Genomic DNA, 17,335 nt, shown 5'->3' with positions numbered 1-17,335 from the left:
GAGCGGTCGGTGAGATCACGGGGTGGATGCTTCGGCGGCGACGAGGTCGACCTGGCGGCGCGTGCGCCCGACCAGGATGAGCGTGGAGATCGCCTCGGTCACGGCCAGCCCGGCGGCCACCCCCACGGGGCCGAGGAGCAGGCCCGCGCCGATCATGAGGGGGATGCCGACGACGGTGGCCGTCACGGTGGCCCGCATCACGGCATGCTGCTCACCCGCGGGGAAGAGCACGTGCCGCGTCATCGAGGTGCGCAGGGAGAACAGGGCGAAGGCGACGCCGAGCGCCAGGCAGACCAGGAAAGGCGCCGCCGCCGGCTCGCCGAACATGAGCGCGCTGACCGGGGGACCGGCGAAGCCGAGCACGAGCATCCCGAGCACGCCGAAGCCGCCGTGCATCAGCAGCGCCAGTCGCAGCCGTGACCGCCGCGCGGGCCCCGTGACCTCGGCCGACCACGACTGCAGGGCGTTGGCGAGGGTGAGCGGGAGGAACTGCCCGAGCTTGGCCATCTTGTCGGCCGAGGCGAAGCCGGAGGCGGCCGTCCCGACCGACAGCACGTTCACGAGCGGCGTGGGCACGGCGGAGTACGCCCCCAGGGCGGCGTCGTTCAGCGCCACCGGCGCGCCGATCCGGAAGAGGCCCGGGATCTCGCGGACGGGCGGCCACGCCGACGGATATCGGCGCAGCAGGCGCAGCGAGAACAGCGTCGTCCCGACCACCGTGACCGCGATGCCGGCCATCGGGTAGACCTCGACGGGAGCGCCGTTGACGATGGCGAGCATCGATCCCACGGCCACCACGAGCCGAGGGATCGCATCGTAGAAGAGGATCGACCGCGGGTCGCCCACGCCCACTGAGAACCACGTGAACGACAGGGCGATCATCGCGCCCTGCAGACCCATGAGGGCGGCGAGCAGGCCGTACCCGGGACTCGCGACGAGGGCGCAGACCACCACGAGGGCGGGCAGGGCGACGATCGAGGTCGCCAACCGCACGACGAGCGCGTCGCGGTACAGACGGCCGCGACGGACGTCGTCGGCCGCGATCGACACGAGTGCCGGTCCCACCGTCGTCCAGCCGTAGGCCACGGCGATGGCGGCGAACGTTCCGATCGACTCCCCCGCGATCGCACTGGACCAGCCGTCGGGTGCCGCGCGCGAGACGGCCGGCAGCACCACGAGGGGCGACACCGCCGCGACGGCGGGGATCAGCGTGAAGCCGAACAGTCGCGAGCGCAGGGACGCCGGTTCAGCCACGGCTGTTCCCCCGCGCCGCCGTGCGACGGAACACGACCGAGAGGGCGATGGCCGCAGCCGACCAGCTGAAGCGGCTCGCCCACTCCCGCCCACCCGTGCGCAGCGCCACGCGCGTCTCGTCGTCGAGGGACAGCACCGCGAGGATCGCCCGGGCGAATGCAGTGGGATCCGTCGCGTCGGCGTAGCGCGCCCACTCCCCGCCGACTTCGCGCAGCACCGCGGTGTCGTGGGCCACCACGGGCACTCCCGCGCCGAGGGCGTCGACGACGGGCAGGCCGAAGCCCTCGGTCAGAGACGGGCACGCATAGACGTCGGCCACCTGGTAGAGCGCGCGCAACTGGTCGTCGCCGACCCAGCCCGGCAGCACGAGGTCGGCCGTGAGGCCGAGGCGTTCGACCGTCGGGCGAAGAGGATCGTCGGCTCCGCCGCCCGCGATCACCGTGAGAGGACGCCGGTCGGCGGGGATCTGCGCCACAGCGGCCAGCAGACCCGCGAAGTTCTTGTGCGGCATCCGGTTGCCCGTCGACAGCAGAACCGGTCTTCCCGGGCGGATGCCGAGGGGTGCCAGCAGACGCCAGGGGTCGTCGACGCGGGTGATGTCGCTCCCGCCGTTGTGCACGACAGTGATGCGCTCGCGCGCGACGCCGAGATGACGGGAGATCGCGCTCGCCGCAGTGGAGGAGACGGTGACGACCTCCCGCGCGGTCTGCGCGGTGCGCGTCATGAGCCAGGCCGTCACGGCGCGCGTGATCCGCTCGAGGCCCGTGCCGGGCACCTCGTGGTAGATGACGTCGTGCACCGACACCACGCGGGGGACGGCGCCGGCGGTCAGGGGACCGAAGTTCGCGGGGCTCCACACGAGGTCGGCATCCGTCGCTTTCGCGGCCCGCTCCACCGCGACGATCTCACCCGCGGCCCACGAGGCGCGTCCGTCGCCGACCCACTCGACCACGCGCACCTCGCCCGGGAAGAACGCCCGCACGCCGGCGGCGCCGGACGCTCCGGTCAGGGCGACGAAGCCGGCATCCGGCATCTCGTCGGCCAGGCGCGGCAGCAGCTCGCGCACGTACGTCTCGGTGCCGCCGCGACCGCCGGTGTAGCCGAGCAGATCGACGAGGATCCGCACGGCGGTCAGCTCTCGATGACGGCTTCGGGGCGCTGCTCGCGCCGGGGCGTGGTGAGGACGCCCGAGAAGAAGCTCATCATGACGGTCTGGAAACCGAGGATGATCAGCAGCGCGCTCGGCACGGCGATGCGCACGGCCTGGGCCGCATTCTGCTGCCCGAAGTCGAGACTGCCCCACAGGATGACCTGCACGATGCCGATCACCACGCCGAGGACGAAGAGTCCGACGCCGATGAGCAGGCCGCGCTCGGCCGACCACTTCGCCACGATCCGGCGATAGCGCTCGCTGGTGGGGAGGAACCCCTCCTGCGTGGCGTAGAGCTTGGTCAACCAGAAGAACAGCAGCGACTGGAACCCGATCACGCACAGGGCGCTGGCGTAGACCATCGTCGTGACGTCGAATCCGACGCCGCCGACGTTGATACCGCCGAAGGAGAGGACACCGACGGCGATCGCGCCGAGGAAGAACGCCACCAGGCCCGGGTAGACGAAGAGCCAGCGCGGGGCGAACAGCAGCAGGAAGCGCAGGTGGCGCCAGCCGTCGTGCCAGCTGCGCAGGTGCGGAGGCCGCGAGCGGCCGTCCTTCTTCAGCGTCGTCGGCACCTCTTCGATGCGGTAGCGCGCGAGGGAGGCGCGCACGACCATCTCGGAGGCGAACTCCATCCCCGTGGTCTGCAGGTCGAGAGTGCGGATGCGCGCGCGGTTGAATCCGCGCAGACCGCAGTGGAAGTCCCGGATGCCGGGACGGAAGAACAGCTCGCCGATGAACGACAGCACCGGGTTGCCGAGATACTTGTGCAGCGGGGGCATGGCGCCCGGGGCGATCCCGCCGCGGAAGCGGTTGCCCATGACGAGGTCGGCTCCTGCGCGGAGGCGGTCGACGAACGGCTCGAGGTTCTCGAAGTCGTAGCTGTCGTCGGCATCCGCCATGATGACGTACGTCCCGCGCGCCTGCTCGATGCCGTTGATGAGGGCCGCGCCGTATCCGCGGCGCGGGGCGTGCGACACGCGGGCGCCGAGGCCTTCGGCGATCGCCTGGGAGCCGTCGGTGCTGCCGTTGTCGGAGATGAGGACCTCACCGCGGATGCCGCTGCGCTGCAGGAAGCCCTGCGCCTTGCGGATGCAGACCTCGAGGGTCTCGGCCTCGTTGAGGCAGGGCATGAGGATCGTCAGTTCGACGTCCGTGGGAGCGGGAGTGGTCACGGGCTGTCTTCTTTCGTCTTCACCGCGGCGGGCGTCGGCAGCGGCAGTGCCGACAGGATCCCTTCCACGGTGCGGCGGATGGTGCGGGTGCCGACGGCGGCGTCGTACCACGCGCGCGCGGAGCGGCGCAGATCGTCACCGCCGTCGACGGCGACCCGGATGGCCCGGGCGAGGTCGGCGGGTGAGGTGGTCGGGGAGACGACGCCGTTGACGCCGTCGTCGATGAGTTCGGTGGACGCGTTGCCCTCGTCGGCGACGAGCACGACGGGAACGCCGTGGGCGTTGGCCTCGACGACGACGAGTCCGTAGCCCTCGCGGCGGGAGGGGTTCACCAGGCACGCGGCCCCGTGCAGCAGCTCATCGAGTTCGGCGTCGGAGACGAAGCCCGGGAACCGCGTCCAGGCCTCGCCGCCCACGCGGCGGACTTCGGCGCGCACCGCGTCGGAGCTCGGGCCGGTGCCCAGGACGACGAGTCGCAGGTCGGGAACGCCGTCGCGAGCGGCGGCGACGGCGGCGGGGAGCACCTCGACGCGCTTGTCGGGGATGTGGCGACCGACGTAGAGCACGTAGGGCGGGGCCGCGGCCGGACCCGGCGGCGGCACCTCGGCGGCACCGTCGATGAGTCCGGGGCTGACCAGCGGTTCTCCGCGGAGGCCCTCGCGTCGCAGCCGGGTGGCCGAGAGCTGCGAATGGCAGGTCGCGATCGGCGTGATCGCGATGGCGGCCCGCTGCAGCAGCCATGCGAGCGTTCCGGTCACCGCACCGGAGTATTCGACCCACTGACGACGGTGCCAGACCTCGAGGTAGTCGACGACGAGCTTCGTCCCCGAACCCAGCAGCGCCGCCCGCGCGGCGAAGACGTTGAAGATCGGCAGGCCGCTGACGATCACCGCGGCGTAGCGGCGACGGCGGCGGAGGAGAGCGCCGAACAGCGAACCGGCGTACCGGAGGGCCGCGGGGATGCGGCGCACCCCGTCATCCGAGTAGAGCGAGAGTCGCCCGGTGACGGGGACGATGCGAAACGCGTCCTCGACCGGTGCCGGGCCGTCCCACTGCGTGGCGGTGAGGTAGTCGACCTCGAATTCCTTCAGGCCGAGCTCGACGGCCTCCGCACGATACTGCCGTTCGCCCCCTCCCGTGGAGTAGGGGAACAGGCAGTCGTACGCGACGGCGACGCGGCTCTCGCGGGACACGTCAACACCCCTCGATCTTGAACAGGCGCGCCGACGGTCCCTCGGAGTCGACGAGGACGAGGTGCTCCGAGGGGGAGAGGTTGTAGAGCCCCTGGCGCTCGAGTCCGACGCCGGGGTCGTTCCAGACGTTCTGCGCGCCGAAGTCGAGCACGTAGTCGACGCCGAGGCGGTCGACGACCTCGCACACGCGCGGATCGGAGTCGATCGCGCTCAGGCGGTTGTCGAGGTACTCCTCGTCGGTTCCGATCGCACCGAACACGTGCTTGCGCAGCACCTCGCGGTCGCCGATCGCATACGCCAGGGAGGCTCCCGTCCAGGGGCTGCCGGCGATGACCGCGTCAGCGGGCGTGGTCTCGGGCAGGCGCTCCAGCAGCGCCTCCTCATCGCTCGTGAGCAGCGGCGAGGTGGCGTCGAGAGCGTAGGCGCCGCGCGCGTCGGCGGCGGTGCGGAGGATGTTCGGGCTGACCCCGACCGAGAAGACCGCGAGGACGCCGACCGCGGCGACCGCGACGCGCAGCACGCGCCCGGCACGGGCGCGGGAGAGGACGCGCCCGGCGGCGTCGGCGATCGTGACCGCACCGAGGACGGCGACCGGGATCCCGGCGGCCGGCAGGAGAGCGGCGAGGCGATAGGAGTCGTTGTACCAGGGGTTCGTCAGGAACTCCCGCAGCGCGTTGCCCCCGGCGGTGCCCGAGGCCACCACGAAGAGCACCGTCGCGACAGCCATGGGCGCGGCGACGGCGAGGAGGCGCGGTCGGCGCACGATGGCGAAGACGCCCGCCGCGATCATCACCGAGATCGTCAGGGTGATCGTGTAGCCGCCGGGGGAGAGCAGGAGGGCCTCGCCGACTGCGCGGGCCGTGGTCTGCCACGGCGCCCAGATCGACATCTCGGCGTTGGTGCGCATGACGCGCCACAGCACGCCGAGCACGACGGACAAAGCCAGCAGGATCGCCGTGGTCGAGAGCCACCGACGGCGGGACGGATGCCGCACCGCACGGCCGACCAGCTCGACGACGGCGACACCGGCGCCCAGGGCCGCCATCGACAGGAAGGCGTTCGGATGGGCGAGGCCCACGCCCGCGGCCGCCACCAGGAGCAGGACGGCGGCGCGCACCCGCGCGGCGAGTCCGGTCGCCCGCAGCAGGTGGACGACGACGGCGACACCGCCCGGAAGGACCGCGTAGCCCATGGCGTTCGGGTAGAGCACGCCGAAGAACATCAGCAGCAGGGGGAAAGCGCCGAACCCCGTCGACAGTGCTGCGGCGCTGACGACCACGGCGGTGCGCTCCGACAGCAGGGCGGTGCTCAGGGCGACCACCGACAGCGGCCAGGCGACGGCTGCCAGCGCGATGTTGGCGGCGTTGACGGCGACCGGGACGGCGGCTCCGGTCGCCTGGGCGGCGAGCGCGGCGACGGTGTGCCAGCCGTTGGGGTAGAAGCCGATGTCGGAGGTGAGTCCGATGTGGAAGGCCGACGCGTCGCCCGTGTCGACGGCGAAGGCGACCGTGTTCAGATGGACGATCGCGTCGAAGGTCTGCGAGATGTGCGCGGGACCTCCGAAGACCCAGGCGAGCTGGAGGGCGATGACCACACCCGCGACCACGAGGGACAGGCCGCCCCACAGGAGGGTGCGCCCCGGGGTGCGGTCGCCGGACTCGGGTCCGACCCATCGGCGCAGGGCGTACGCGGCAGCCGCTGCGACGATCGTGACGATCGCGATCGGCACGACCGACCACGACAGGCGCGCGAGCGGGGCGGCGATCGCGGCGACGGCGAGGATCGCGATCGAGACGACCGGTGCCAGGGCCAGGATGCGCAGACGCCGCACGCCCCACCCGGCGGCGAGGACCACGATTCCGGGGACGACGAGAGCGAGGATCGAGATGATGAGAGGCATCACGATCACCCACCAGGAATCGCTCATGCACTCCCATTTCTCGCTGGACGACAGTCAGCCATGCTAACGGACGGTCGCTGACCCGCCCCTGAAGGCCGCGGCGAGGTGCCCCTTTAGACTGGAGGGGCGCGGGATCGCTCTCCGCGTGTCCGCGACACGAAAGACGCACCACTTCATGGATCTCCTCATCGTCGGCTCCGGCTTCTTCGGTCTCACGATCGCCGAGCGCGCGGCCGCTGCGGGCCGCAAGGTGACGGTCATCGATCGTCGTCATCACATCGGCGGAAACGCCTACTCCGCGAACGAGCCCGAGACGGGCATCGAGGTGCACCAGTACGGCGCGCACCTGTTCCACACCTCCAACCCGACGGTGTGGGAGTACGTCAACCGCTTCACCGACTTCACCTCGTACGTCCACCGCGTCTACACGACGCACAAGGGCGTGGTGTTCCCGCTGCCGATCAACCTCGGCACCATCAACCAGTTCTTCCAGGCCGCCTACACGCCCGACCAGGCGAAGGCGCTCGTGCACGAGCTCGCCGGCGAGTTCGACGCGAAGGACGCCGCGAACCTGGAGGAGAAGGGCATCGCCCTGATCGGACGCCCGCTGTACGAGGCGTTCATCCGCGACTACACCGCGAAGCAGTGGCAGACCGACCCGAAGGACCTCCCCGCGGAGGTCATCTCGCGGCTGCCCGTGCGGTACACGTACGACAACCGGTACTTCAACGACACCTGGGAGGGTCTCCCGGTCGACGGATACACCGCGTGGCTGGAGCGGATGGCCGATCACCCGAACATCGAGGTGAAGCTGTCGACCGACTACTTCGACGAGGCGCAGCCGCTGAACAAGAAGGCCACCGTCGGTCAGGTGCCGGTCGTCTACACCGGTCCGGTCGACCGGTACTTCGACTACGCCGAGGGCGAGCTGTCGTGGCGCACGCTCGACTTCGAGCAGGAGGTGCTGCCGATCGGCGACTTCCAGGGCACCAGCGTCATGAACTACGCCGATGCCGACGTGCCCTACACGCGCATCCACGAGTTCAAGCACTTCCACCCCGAGCGCGCGGACCGCTACCCGACCGACAAGACGGTGGTCGTGCGGGAGTACTCGCGCTTCGCCACGCGCGCCGACGAGCCCTACTACCCGGTCAACACCGCCGACGACCGCTCCGGTCTGCTCGCGTACCGCGAGCTCGCCAAGGGCGAGAGCGAGGTGTACTTCGGCGGACGCCTGGGCACCTACCAGTACCTCGACATGCACATGGCCATCGGGTCGGCGCTGTCGATGTGGAACAACCAGCTCGCGTGACGGATTCGTGCGTCTGACGCTGCGTCCGCAGACCCTCCCGTCGATCGGCGGGAGGGCGGACGAGGGGCGGTGGGCGTATCGGCCCGACGTCGACGGCCTCCGTGCCGTCGCCATCCTCCTCGTCGTCACGTACCACGTGTGGTTCGGACGCGTCTCGGGCGGGGTCGACGTCTTCCTGATGCTGTCGGCGTTCTTCCTCACCCGGGGGTTCGTCCGGCGGATGGCCGGGCCCAACCCCGTCCGACCGCTCCCTCACCTGCTCGGTATCTTCCGCCGCCTTCTGCCGGCCGCGGCGGTGACGCTCGCGGGCGTCCTCGCGCTCGTCTGGTTCACCTACCCTCCTACCGCCTGGCGCGCGGTCTGGGATCAGACCTGGGCGTCGCTCGCCTACGTGCAGAACTGGGTGCTCGCGGCGGATGCCGTGGACTACTACGCCCGCACCGAGATCCCGAGCCCCCTGCAGCACTTCTGGTCGATGTCGGTGCAGGGGCAGGCGTTCGTCCTGTGGGTCGTGCTGCTCGGACTCTGCCAGCTCGTCGTCCGCCGGCGCGGCCTCTCTCCCGACCGGGTCGTGGGTGTCGTGTTCGGCGCCGTCTTCGCGCTGTCGTTCGTGTACTCGGTGGTGCGCACCGCGACGGCGCAGGAGATGGCGTACTTCGACACGGGGGCGCGGCTGTGGGAGTTCGCGGCCGGGTCCCTCCTGGTCGTCGCCCTCCCGCACGTGCGCGTCGGCGCCGTCGCCCGGGCGATCCTGGGATGGGCCGGGCTGGCGGGCCTGCTCGTCCTCGGCGCGGTGCTCGACGTGCGCGGCGGCTTCCCGGGGTTCCTCGCGCTGTGGCCGGTCCTGTGCGCGGCCGCGATCGTCGTGTCGGGGTCGGGCGATGACCGGGGCAGGGGGGCCGCGCGGTTGCTGTCCTCCCGGCCGCTGCAGGCGGTGGGGCGCGACGCGTACGCGCTGTACCTCGTGCACTGGCCGATCCTCGTCACCTTCCTCGTCGTCAACGAGCGCGTCGAGGTCGGTCTCGTGGGAGGTGCCGCGATCATCGCGCTGTCGCTGCTGCTCGCGCGCGCGTTGACGTGGGCGGTGGATCGACCGGTGCGCGCATGGCGTCGGTCGGACAGCTCGCCGTGGGTGCCGGTCGCGGTGGTCGCCGTCGCCGCGAGCGTCGTCGCCCTTCCCCTCGGCGCCTGGCAGGTGTCGACGTGGGCGCAGGAGCGGGCGATCGAGGCGCAGGCCGTACGCGACAACCCCGGTGCCGCGGTGCTGCGCGATCCGTCGCTGGCGGAGATCCCGACGGATGCCGAGCTGCTGCCCCTCCCGACCCTGCTCGACGACGAGTGGGTCCAGTTGGAGAACCCGTGCGCCGGTCGATGGAGCGTCGACACGGACATCCTCCTCGGCACGTGCTTCGAGACCGCTCGCACCGCACGAGCCGGTTTCACGATCGCGGTCATCGGCGACTCCCACGCGCAGCAGATCACCGGAGCGCTGCTGCCGCTCGCGGACGAGAACGGGTGGGGAGTCGTCAGTCTCATCAAGGGCGGCTGCTCGATGGGACTGGCGGAACCCGGAATGGACGAGCGCTGCGACGCGTGGCGCGAGGAGGCGATCGATCTCGTCGAGCGGGTCGCGCCCGACGCCGTCATGACGGTCGTCACGCGTTCCGACGCGGGGGAGGACGACGAGGTGGTGCGCCCCGGCATCGAGCTGTTCCTCGATCGCATGGGGGATGCCGGCATCCCGGTGCTGGCGGTGCGCGACAACCCGCGGTTCGCGTTCGACATGTACGGCTGCGTCATCGACGCGGACGATCCGCTCGACTGCGCCGCACCCCGTGCGGCGTCCCTCGCCGACGAGAACCCCGCCCGTGTGCTCGACCGCCCGGGCGTCGACCTGCTCGACCTCACTCCCTGGATCTGCCCCGACGACCTGTGCGTCGGCGTCATCGGCAACGTCTCCGTGTACCGCGACGACAACCACCTCACGCGTCTGTACGCCCGCACCCTCGGTCCCTCGCTGGCCGAGCAGCTTCCGTCCAGCCTCGGATGACGCGCCCGCATAGGATTTCGTGGTGACTTCCGCCGCCGTCGGCGCCCCCGGATCGGTGCGGCGCTCGCTCCACTCCCTGTGGCTGCTGTCGGCGCGCGACCTCCGCGTGCGCTATTCGACGAGCGCCTTGGGTTACCTGTGGTCGGTGCTGGACCCGCTGGTGATGACCGGCATCTACTGGTTCGTGTTCACGCAGGTCTTCCACCGGTCGGTCGGAGAGGACCCCTACATCGTCTTCCTCATCACGGCGCTGCTGCCGTGGGTGTGGTTCAACTCCGCGGTCACCGACTTCACCAAGGCGTTCAAGAAGGACGCCCGCCTGGTGCGCTCGACCGCGATCCCGCGGTGGATCTGGGTGAACCGCATCGTGCTGAGCAAGGGCATCGAGTTCCTCTTCTCCGTGCCGGTGCTCGCCCTGTTCGCCGTCTTCGGTGGAGCGCAGGTGTCGTGGGCGTTGCTGGCGTTCCCCCTCGCCGTGCTGCTGCAATCGATCCTGCTGGTGGGACTCGGATTGATCGTCGCGCCCCTGTGCGTGATGTTCGGCGACCTCGAGCGCACCACGCGCCTCGTGTTGCGCGCGCTGTTCTACGCCTCGCCCATCATCTACGGCGTCGGCAATCTCCCCGGGGTCTTCGCCGACATCGCCGCGTTCAACCCGCTCGCCGGCATCTTCACCCTCTACCGCGTGGGCTTCTTCCCCGACCAGTGGGACACCCTGACCGTCGTCGTGGGCGCGGCGGTGAGCGTCGGCATCCTGGTCATCGGCCTGATGGTGTTCCCGCGTCTCGAGCGTCCCGTGCTGAAGGAGCTGTGATGACGCGACCCGCCATCGAGGTCGAGGGCCTCGGCGTCCGCTTCCGCCGCAACCGCCGTGGCAGCCGCAGCCTCAAGGATCTGTTCGCCGGCTCCGCGCGCCGTTCGCGTCCCGACGAGTTCTGGGCCCTGCGCGACGTGTCGTTCCGCGTACAGCCGGGCGAGTCCATCGGCGTGGTCGGGCGCAACGGCCAGGGCAAGTCGACGTTGCTCAAGCTCGTCGCGGGCGTGCTGCTGCCGGACGAGGGCGGCGTCGAGGTCGAGGGCGGTGTGGCACCGCTCATCGAGATCACGGGCGGTTTCGTGGGTGACCTGACCGTGCGCGAGAACGTGCGCCTCACGGCGGGACTGCACGGGATGCCGCGTGCGGAGGTCGCGCGTCGCTTCGACGACATGATCGCGTTCGCCGAGATCGGCGACTTCGTCGACACGCCCTACAAGCACCTCTCCAACGGAATGAAGGTGCGCTTGGCGTTCTCGGTCGTCTCGCAGCTGGACGAGCCGATCCTTCTCGTCGACGAGGTGCTCGCCGTGGGCGACCGTGCGTTCCGCGAGAAGTGCTACCGGCGCATCGACGAGATGCTCGCCGCGGGACGCACCCTCTTCTTCGTCAGTCACAACGAGAAGGACCTGCGCCGCTTCTGCACGCGCGGGCTCTACCTCGACCGCGGCGCCTTGCAGCTGGACGCCCCGATCGCCGAGGTGCTCGACCGCTACAACACCGACTACGCCACACGCTGAGCGCGAGCGCTCAGGACGCGGGCTGCGCCTGCTCCAAAGGCGGCATCGGCTTCCACGAGGAGTCGCGGGCGATCGCCCGTCCGTCGCGGAGCCCCCGGAAGAGGTGGCTCGTGCCGCGGACCTTGCGTTCGACGACGAGGAGCCGGATGAGCTCCTTGACGAAGGTCAGCGCGGTGCCGGTGAGGAAGGGCAGCGGCCGATAGACGCCCAGCTCGCGGTAGTACTTCGCCAGATACGCGCGGTTGCGCATGATGAAGTACCGATAGGCGTCGCTGGAGGCGTTCATGTGGCGGATGCCCATGTCCCACTGCTTGATCTCGCGCGTGCGGCGCAGCACGAACTCGTTCACGATCACCGAGGGTGTCTGCCGGGAGGCGAGCCATCCGTAGAGCTGGTCGTCCCAGTAGATGAAGAAGCGCGGGTCGGGCAGGCCGATCTTCGCGACGATGTCGCGGTGGATGAACATGCCCTCGAAGCATCCCGAATTCATCGGCTTGTAGCCCGAGGAGTCGAAGCCGGCCGGGGCGAAGGGGATGGGGATCGCCATCGACTCCGCCACGCGGTACTGCCAGTAGAACTCGCTGCCGTCGGAGTCGTACCGACGACCCTGGATGCTGCGGAAGCGCGGCGCCCAGTGACCCATGCGCGCCAGTCCGTCGGAGACGACCTCGACATCGTCGTCCATCAGCCAGATCCACTCGGATCCGAGGTCGTACGCCACGCGCATGCCCTCGCTGAACCCGCCGGATCCTCCGGTGTTGGTCTCGAGACGGCGGTAGACCAGCGTCGTGGGCAGACGGTCGCGGAAGGATTCCACGACCGCGGTGGTGTCGTCGGTCGAGGCGTTGTCGACCACCACGAGGTGCCCGGGCGCCGGATCCATCTGCTCGATGCTCTCGAGCAACCGGGTCAGCAGGGGCGTGCGGTTATAGGTGACGACGACGATGGTCGCCGACGTCGGATCGAAGGATGCCACGGTCAGGAACGCTCCTCGAAGGTGGCGCGCCACTGCGATTCGGAGACGAGATCGGGCAGGGCGCGACGGTAAAGGCGCGAGAGGGAGGGCCACTCCCGCTGCAGGCGGCGATGCAGCCGCCAGCTGTCGACGAGCATGCGGCGGAACAGCGCGCGGTCGCGCGTGTAGATGTTCTTCCCCGACCCGTCGGCGGCGCTCACGAGGGCGCTGTCGTACAGCGGAACGCGCCACCAGTTGGCGTCGCCCTTGCCGAACTCGACCTCGGGCTGTTCGACGTTCTCGGGGCGCGGAGTGTGGAACCAGTGCGAGAGGAGCGTGCGCAGTGTGAAGGTGCGCAGGGCGATGCCGGTCGGGCTGTCGAACTGGTGGTTCTTCAGACGCTTGAACACCTGCCGACCGCGGCGGGAGCGCAGCGGGACGCCGGAATCCTTGTGGATGACCGTCTCGGGATGCTTCTTCGCGACGGCACGGGCGGCGGGCATCGCGGTGGCGAGGTTCGCCCGCATGTGCTCGGGGCCGGAGAGGATGTCACGCAGCGCACGGTGGCGCAGCTCCACCGGGTAGTACTGCATCATCATCAGGTGCTTGAGGTCGACGCGTCGACTGTGACGGATGAGCGTGCCGCCCTGCGGGGAACGCGAGTGCAGCAGTGCCGACACGATGCGGTTGCGGGCGTGGAAGTAGGCCTGCCAGTCGATCGAGTCGTCTTTGCCGAGCCACGACACGTGCCAGAGCGCCACGCCGGGGACCGAGACGGTGGGGTAACCGGCATCCCGCGCCCGCACGCAGAATTCGGCGTCGTCCCACTTGATGAACGCGGGCAGGGACAGCCCGATCTCCCGCAGGATGCTGGTGGGGATGAGGCACATCCACCAGCCGTTGTAGTCGGCGTCGAGGCGCATGTGCAGCAGGGGGGACTGGCGCAGGTTCGCGACGCTGAAGTCGTGGGGGAGGCGCTCCTGGAACAGCGCTCGCCACATGAACGGGGCGTCGTCGACGACCTCGGCCCACGCGTGCAGCTTGGGTCGGTCGAGCAGGTCGAACATGTGCGCGCCCACGATGGTGGGCACAGAGGCGTAGCGGCCGAAGACGACGGAGCGTCGGATGGATTCGGGCTCGATGCGCACGTCGTCGTCGAGGAGCTGCACGAAGTCGCTCCCCTCCCGGGCGAGGGTCTCGACCATCGCGCGGGCGAAGCCGCCCGAGCCGCCGAGGTTGGGCTGGCGCACCACCTCGAGGGTCTCACCCAGGCGTCCGGCGACCGCGGGGAACGCGTCCTGGTCGGCGACGAGATCGGTTCCCTGGTCGATGAGGAAGACCCGGTCGATCACGTCGAGAGCGTCGGGGGAGTCGGCGAGAGCCGTGAGCGTCTCGACGCAGTAGTCGGGCTTGTTGTAGGTGGTGATGCCGATGCTCGCCTTGCCCGCGCGGACCGGTTCCTGCTCGGTGGTCCAGTCGGCGCCCTCGAACATCGCGTCGGCGCGGTCGGCGGCGACGTCGAACCAGATCCACCCGCCGTCGCTGTACTGGTCGAGCACGAGGTCGAAGGAGGATTCGTTCGCGTCGCCGCGCACCTCACGGGTGTCCAGGCGCTGCTTGGTCCCGCCGCCGTTCGAGCGGTAGACGAGGATCGTGGCGTCTCCCGTGGTGCGCACCGTGAGGCGCACCTGCCGGACGGCGGTCCAGTGCTGCCAGTACGACGCCGGGAACGCGTTGAAGTAGGTGCCGAACGACACGCGCCGACCCGCGACGATGCGCGCGCGCGTGCGGTCGAGGATGTTGCTCAGCTGTGCGACGTTGGTGACGCGCACCGGCTCCTCGTCGATCGTCGACCATGTCTCGGGGTCGACGTACAGGGGGAGAAGGTCGGGATCGCGGTCGAGCGGGAGCACGGCGTTCTGCAGGGTGTACGTCACGAAGAGGTCTTTCGTCTCAGGCGAGGGGGCCTCGGCGGGGCCGCCCGCAGTCTACCCGGCGTCACCGGCGCCGCCCTGAGCGTCGGGAGCGTGCCCGCGCCGCCCGTCGGGGCCGGGGCGGCCGTCGGTCGCGGGGCGGGCGGCATCCGTCATCCGCTGCTCGAGGCGCTCGCGCCACGACCGGGACTGCCCCGCCCGCACGGCGCACAGGGCGAGCAGGAGCCATCCCGGACCCGTGAGCGTGAAGCTCTCGAACAGCGACACGGTGAGCAGAGCGACCAGGATGAGCGGCGCCCAGGCGTGGACGACGGCGCGCCGCTCGCCCGCGACGAGCCATCCGCGTGCGAGGCCGAGGCCGCCGAGCGCCAGGAACAGCAGCAGGCCCACCCAGCCGAGCTGCAGCAGCACGTCGAGGTAGGCGTTGAGGGCCGAGGCGTGCCGCGCGCCGTCGGCGAGGGTGACGAGGGCGAAAGGGACGGCGTCGGGGTCCCATGCCCCGAACCACCCGAAGCCCTGGACGGGGCGGATGTCGGCGATGTCGAGGACGCGCGTCCACACGCGCGTGCGCGTCTCGAGGTCGTCCTGGGCCCCGAGGGCGGCGACCAGCGACGCCCGTGCGGCGTACGCGACGGCCACCCCGACCGCCACCCCGATGCCGAGTCCGACCTGCACCCCGCGTCGTCGATCGGTCGGCACCCGCCGCACGCCCCACAGGGCGAGTGCCGCGACGGCCGTGACCAGCGCGACCACGATCACCGTCGGCGATCCGCTCAGCGCGGCCAGTACGCCGCCGAGCACGACGGATCCGATCGCGACGCACACGCCGACCGACTGGGTGCGGAACTCCACGAGGAAGGTGATCAGCGCGATGACGGTGACGAAGCCCAGCGCGTTCCGCGTGCCGAACAGGCCCTGGATGGGGCCGAGGTCGGCGATCGCCCCCTGGATGCCGAGGAACGGGATGGGCAGATCGAGGAGGATGCCGCTGAGCACCTCGAGCCCGAGCGAGATGCCGAGCAGCCAGCGCAGGACGTCGCCGAGGGCGCGCACGGTCTGCAGGGCGTCGCGCACGTGGCCGATCACGACGGCCAGGAGGGCGATCCCCGCCAGCTGCATCCATCCGGCGAGGGCGGCGGTCGGCGCGGCGCTCCAGAAGACGCTCGCGGCGGCCCACGCCACCAGCAGCACGAGGGTCGTGGGGGCGAGGCGCACCAGCTCGATCTCGTCGCGCCGCGCGAACAGGATCGCCGCGCCGAGGATGCACAGCCCCGCGAGGACGGTCGCGAGCGTGACCGCACCCGCGACGGCGGTCAGGGCGAAGCCGCCGAACACCGTGGTGAAGACCGTCAGGGTGAACGCGCGGGCGAGCGCCGCCGAGGAGAGCAGGGAGAACAGGCGAGGGCGGAGCGCGTCGGGCTCCGCGATCACGAGGCGTGTCTTTGCAGTTCGCCGCGTTCGATCGAGATGCTCTGCTCGCTGGGCCCCACTCCGACCAGCGGCGTCTGCTTGATCTTCGCGCCGAACAGCACCACGAACATCCAGCCCCACAGCAGCAGCGGGCCCGACTCGGTGAGTCCCTGCACGACGAGGAGGGCGCCGATCAGCGTGGGCAGGAGCGTGAGCGGGGAGTGCGGGCGGTCGTCGCGGAGGTCCCACCGCGGCCGGTCGACGGCGAAGAACCACGAGCGCCAGACGTAGGCGAGGTACACGAGCGCGAGGAGCACGACGCCGACACCGCCGAGCTGGAGGTAGACGTCGAGCCACATGCTGTGCGCCTGCACGACCGTCTGGCCGTGGTCGACGATCCAGCCGTCGATCAGCGGTTCCGAGGCGATCCAGGGGGTCGAGAAGCCCCAGCCGATCACGGGATGCTGGTCGGCGCGGGCGATCACGTCGGCCCAGATCCCTTCGCGTCCGGTCAGATCGGCGCCGCGCCCGAGCAGGCCGAACAGGGCGTCGCGGCCGAACCACAGCGCAGCGGCCGCACCGAGACCGATCGCCGCGTAGAGGAGGTACCAGCGGGTGCGCTCGCCGGGGCGCCGCGCCGTGCGCATCACGAGCACGGTGCCGAGCACGAGCGCGACGAACGCGGCGGCCAGGAAGGCGGTGGCCGACCCCGCGCGCACGAACAGGAAGGCGGCGATCGCGATCCACACCCCGAGCAGCACCCGTCGGGGGGCGCCCACGGCCAGCCGGATCGCGAACACGATGATCGCGACGAGCATGACGGCGGCGAGGAGGTTGGCGTTGCCGAACACGCCCTGGATGCGGCCGCCGTCGAAGAGGTTGTCGCGCGACCAGTAGACGATCGGATCCAGGCGCTCGTCGGGGATCACGAAGCCCGGGAGCACCGGCCCCCGCACGAACACCGACACCACGAGCTCGAAGAGCAACGACAACCCCACGATCCATTTGGCGGCCGACGCGACGGCGCGAACGACGTCGCGCCAGGTGAGCACGGCTCCCACGAACAGGCCCTGGAAGGTCGTGATCACCAGCAGGAGCCAGGTGAGCACGGATGCCGCCGGCCAGGCGCTCCAGGCGAGCGACGCGGTGGCCCACGCGACGTAGCCGAACGCCAGCCACGGCAGGCGGCGCACGGCCAGCGGCGGTCGGGTCACGAGCCAGAGGATCGCGGAGACCACGGCGGAGGCGACGACGACGACGGCCGTCGGCACGGGTCCGACGGCGTTGACGAGTCCCACACCGCCCAGCGCCAGCACGAGGACGAACACGCACCAGGCGCGCAGCAGCAGGTGCCCGGTCGTCTCGCGCGCAGGCGCGGTCGGCAGCGCCGACACCGGGTGGTTCGTGTGCATCGCCATGGTGATCTCAGGGTAGCGGGCGGCATC

Annotated in this window: 13 protein-coding genes; 4 read left to right on the top strand and 9 right to left on the bottom strand. The window is 70.7% G+C overall.

Annotated features, from left to right (window positions below):
• Positions 1-15: 15 nt before the first annotated feature.
• The 5 genes from AB0N82_RS16240 to AB0N82_RS16220 are packed head-to-tail and all read right to left on the bottom strand — an operon-like array spanning position 16 to position 6,702.
• Positions 16-1,254 carry a hypothetical protein gene (locus tag AB0N82_RS16240; RefSeq protein ID WP_363393072.1) on the bottom strand — a complete coding sequence of 413 codons (1,239 nt, stop codon included), beginning with the start codon at positions 1,252-1,254 and terminating at the stop codon, positions 16-18.
• Positions 1,247-2,380 carry a glycosyltransferase family 1 protein gene (locus AB0N82_RS16235; RefSeq protein ID WP_363393069.1) on the bottom strand — a complete coding sequence of 378 codons (1,134 nt, stop codon included), beginning with the start codon at positions 2,378-2,380 and terminating at the stop codon, positions 1,247-1,249. Before AB0N82_RS16235 ends, AB0N82_RS16240 begins: the two co-directional genes overlap by 8 nt.
• A gap of 5 nt (positions 2,381-2,385) precedes the next feature.
• Positions 2,386-3,582: a glycosyltransferase family 2 protein gene (locus tag AB0N82_RS16230; RefSeq protein ID WP_315993331.1), complete on the bottom strand. Its 1,197-nt coding sequence runs from the start codon at positions 3,580-3,582 to the stop codon at positions 2,386-2,388.
• Positions 3,579-4,775: a glycosyltransferase gene (locus tag AB0N82_RS16225; protein WP_363393066.1), complete on the bottom strand. Its 1,197-nt coding sequence runs from the start codon at positions 4,773-4,775 to the stop codon at positions 3,579-3,581. Before AB0N82_RS16225 ends, AB0N82_RS16230 begins: the two co-directional genes overlap by 4 nt.
• Before the next feature lies 1 nt (position 4,776).
• Positions 4,777-6,702 carry a DUF6541 family protein gene (locus tag AB0N82_RS16220; RefSeq protein WP_363393063.1) on the bottom strand — a complete coding sequence of 642 codons (1,926 nt, stop codon included), beginning with the start codon at positions 6,700-6,702 and terminating at the stop codon, positions 4,777-4,779.
• A 148-nt stretch (positions 6,703-6,850) separates the two neighbouring features.
• Here AB0N82_RS16220 and glf point away from each other — a divergent pair, with 148 nt between their 5' ends.
• The 4 genes from glf to AB0N82_RS16200 are packed head-to-tail and all read left to right on the top strand — an operon-like array spanning position 6,851 to position 11,591.
• A complete protein-coding gene (gene glf / locus AB0N82_RS16215; RefSeq protein WP_315993328.1) occupies positions 6,851-7,987 on the top strand; it encodes a UDP-galactopyranose mutase in 1,137 nt (378 codons plus the stop codon).
• Positions 7,988-7,994: 7 nt separating this feature from the next.
• The gene (locus tag AB0N82_RS16210; protein WP_363393060.1) at positions 7,995-10,037 is read left to right on the top strand and encodes an acyltransferase family protein; all 2,043 of its coding nucleotides are present in this window, start codon (positions 7,995-7,997) and stop codon (positions 10,035-10,037) included.
• A gap of 22 nt (positions 10,038-10,059) precedes the next feature.
• Complete coding sequence (locus tag AB0N82_RS16205) at positions 10,060-10,851, top strand: ABC transporter permease (protein ID WP_315993326.1); 792 nt, start codon at positions 10,060-10,062, stop codon at positions 10,849-10,851.
• The gene (locus AB0N82_RS16200) at positions 10,851-11,591 is read left to right on the top strand and encodes an ABC transporter ATP-binding protein (protein ID WP_315993325.1); all 741 of its coding nucleotides are present in this window, start codon (positions 10,851-10,853) and stop codon (positions 11,589-11,591) included. Before AB0N82_RS16205 ends, AB0N82_RS16200 begins: the two co-directional genes overlap by 1 nt.
• A gap of 10 nt (positions 11,592-11,601) precedes the next feature.
• On the opposite strand, the gene AB0N82_RS16195 is transcribed toward AB0N82_RS16200, so the two are convergent.
• Genes AB0N82_RS16195 through AB0N82_RS16180 form a run of 4 tightly spaced genes read right to left on the bottom strand, consistent with a single transcriptional unit; the run spans position 11,602 to position 17,308 of the window.
• Positions 11,602-12,567 (bottom strand): glycosyltransferase, encoded by a 966-nt coding sequence (locus AB0N82_RS16195; RefSeq protein ID WP_363393057.1) that lies wholly within the window; start codon positions 12,565-12,567, stop codon positions 11,602-11,604.
• 2 nt (positions 12,568-12,569) lie between these two features.
• The gene (locus AB0N82_RS16190; RefSeq protein ID WP_363393054.1) at positions 12,570-14,483 is read right to left on the bottom strand and encodes a glycosyltransferase; all 1,914 of its coding nucleotides are present in this window, start codon (positions 14,481-14,483) and stop codon (positions 12,570-12,572) included.
• A 51-nt stretch (positions 14,484-14,534) separates the two neighbouring features.
• On the bottom strand, positions 14,535-15,911 hold the full coding sequence (locus AB0N82_RS16185; RefSeq protein ID WP_363393051.1) for an O-antigen ligase family protein: 1,377 nt from the start codon (positions 15,909-15,911) through the stop codon (positions 14,535-14,537).
• Complete coding sequence (locus AB0N82_RS16180; RefSeq protein WP_363393048.1) at positions 15,908-17,308, bottom strand: O-antigen ligase family protein; 1,401 nt, start codon at positions 17,306-17,308, stop codon at positions 15,908-15,910. The genes AB0N82_RS16185 and AB0N82_RS16180 overlap by 4 nt, the downstream gene beginning before the upstream one ends.
• Between the last annotated feature and the right edge of the window lie 27 nt (positions 17,309-17,335).

The organism is Microbacterium sp. NPDC089186 (assembly GCF_040685115.1).
GTDB lineage: Bacteria > Actinomycetota > Actinomycetes > Actinomycetales > Microbacteriaceae > Microbacterium > Microbacterium galbum.
The sequence above is the reverse complement of the archived record's forward strand: the minus strand, read 5'-3'. Positions and strand labels throughout refer to the sequence as shown.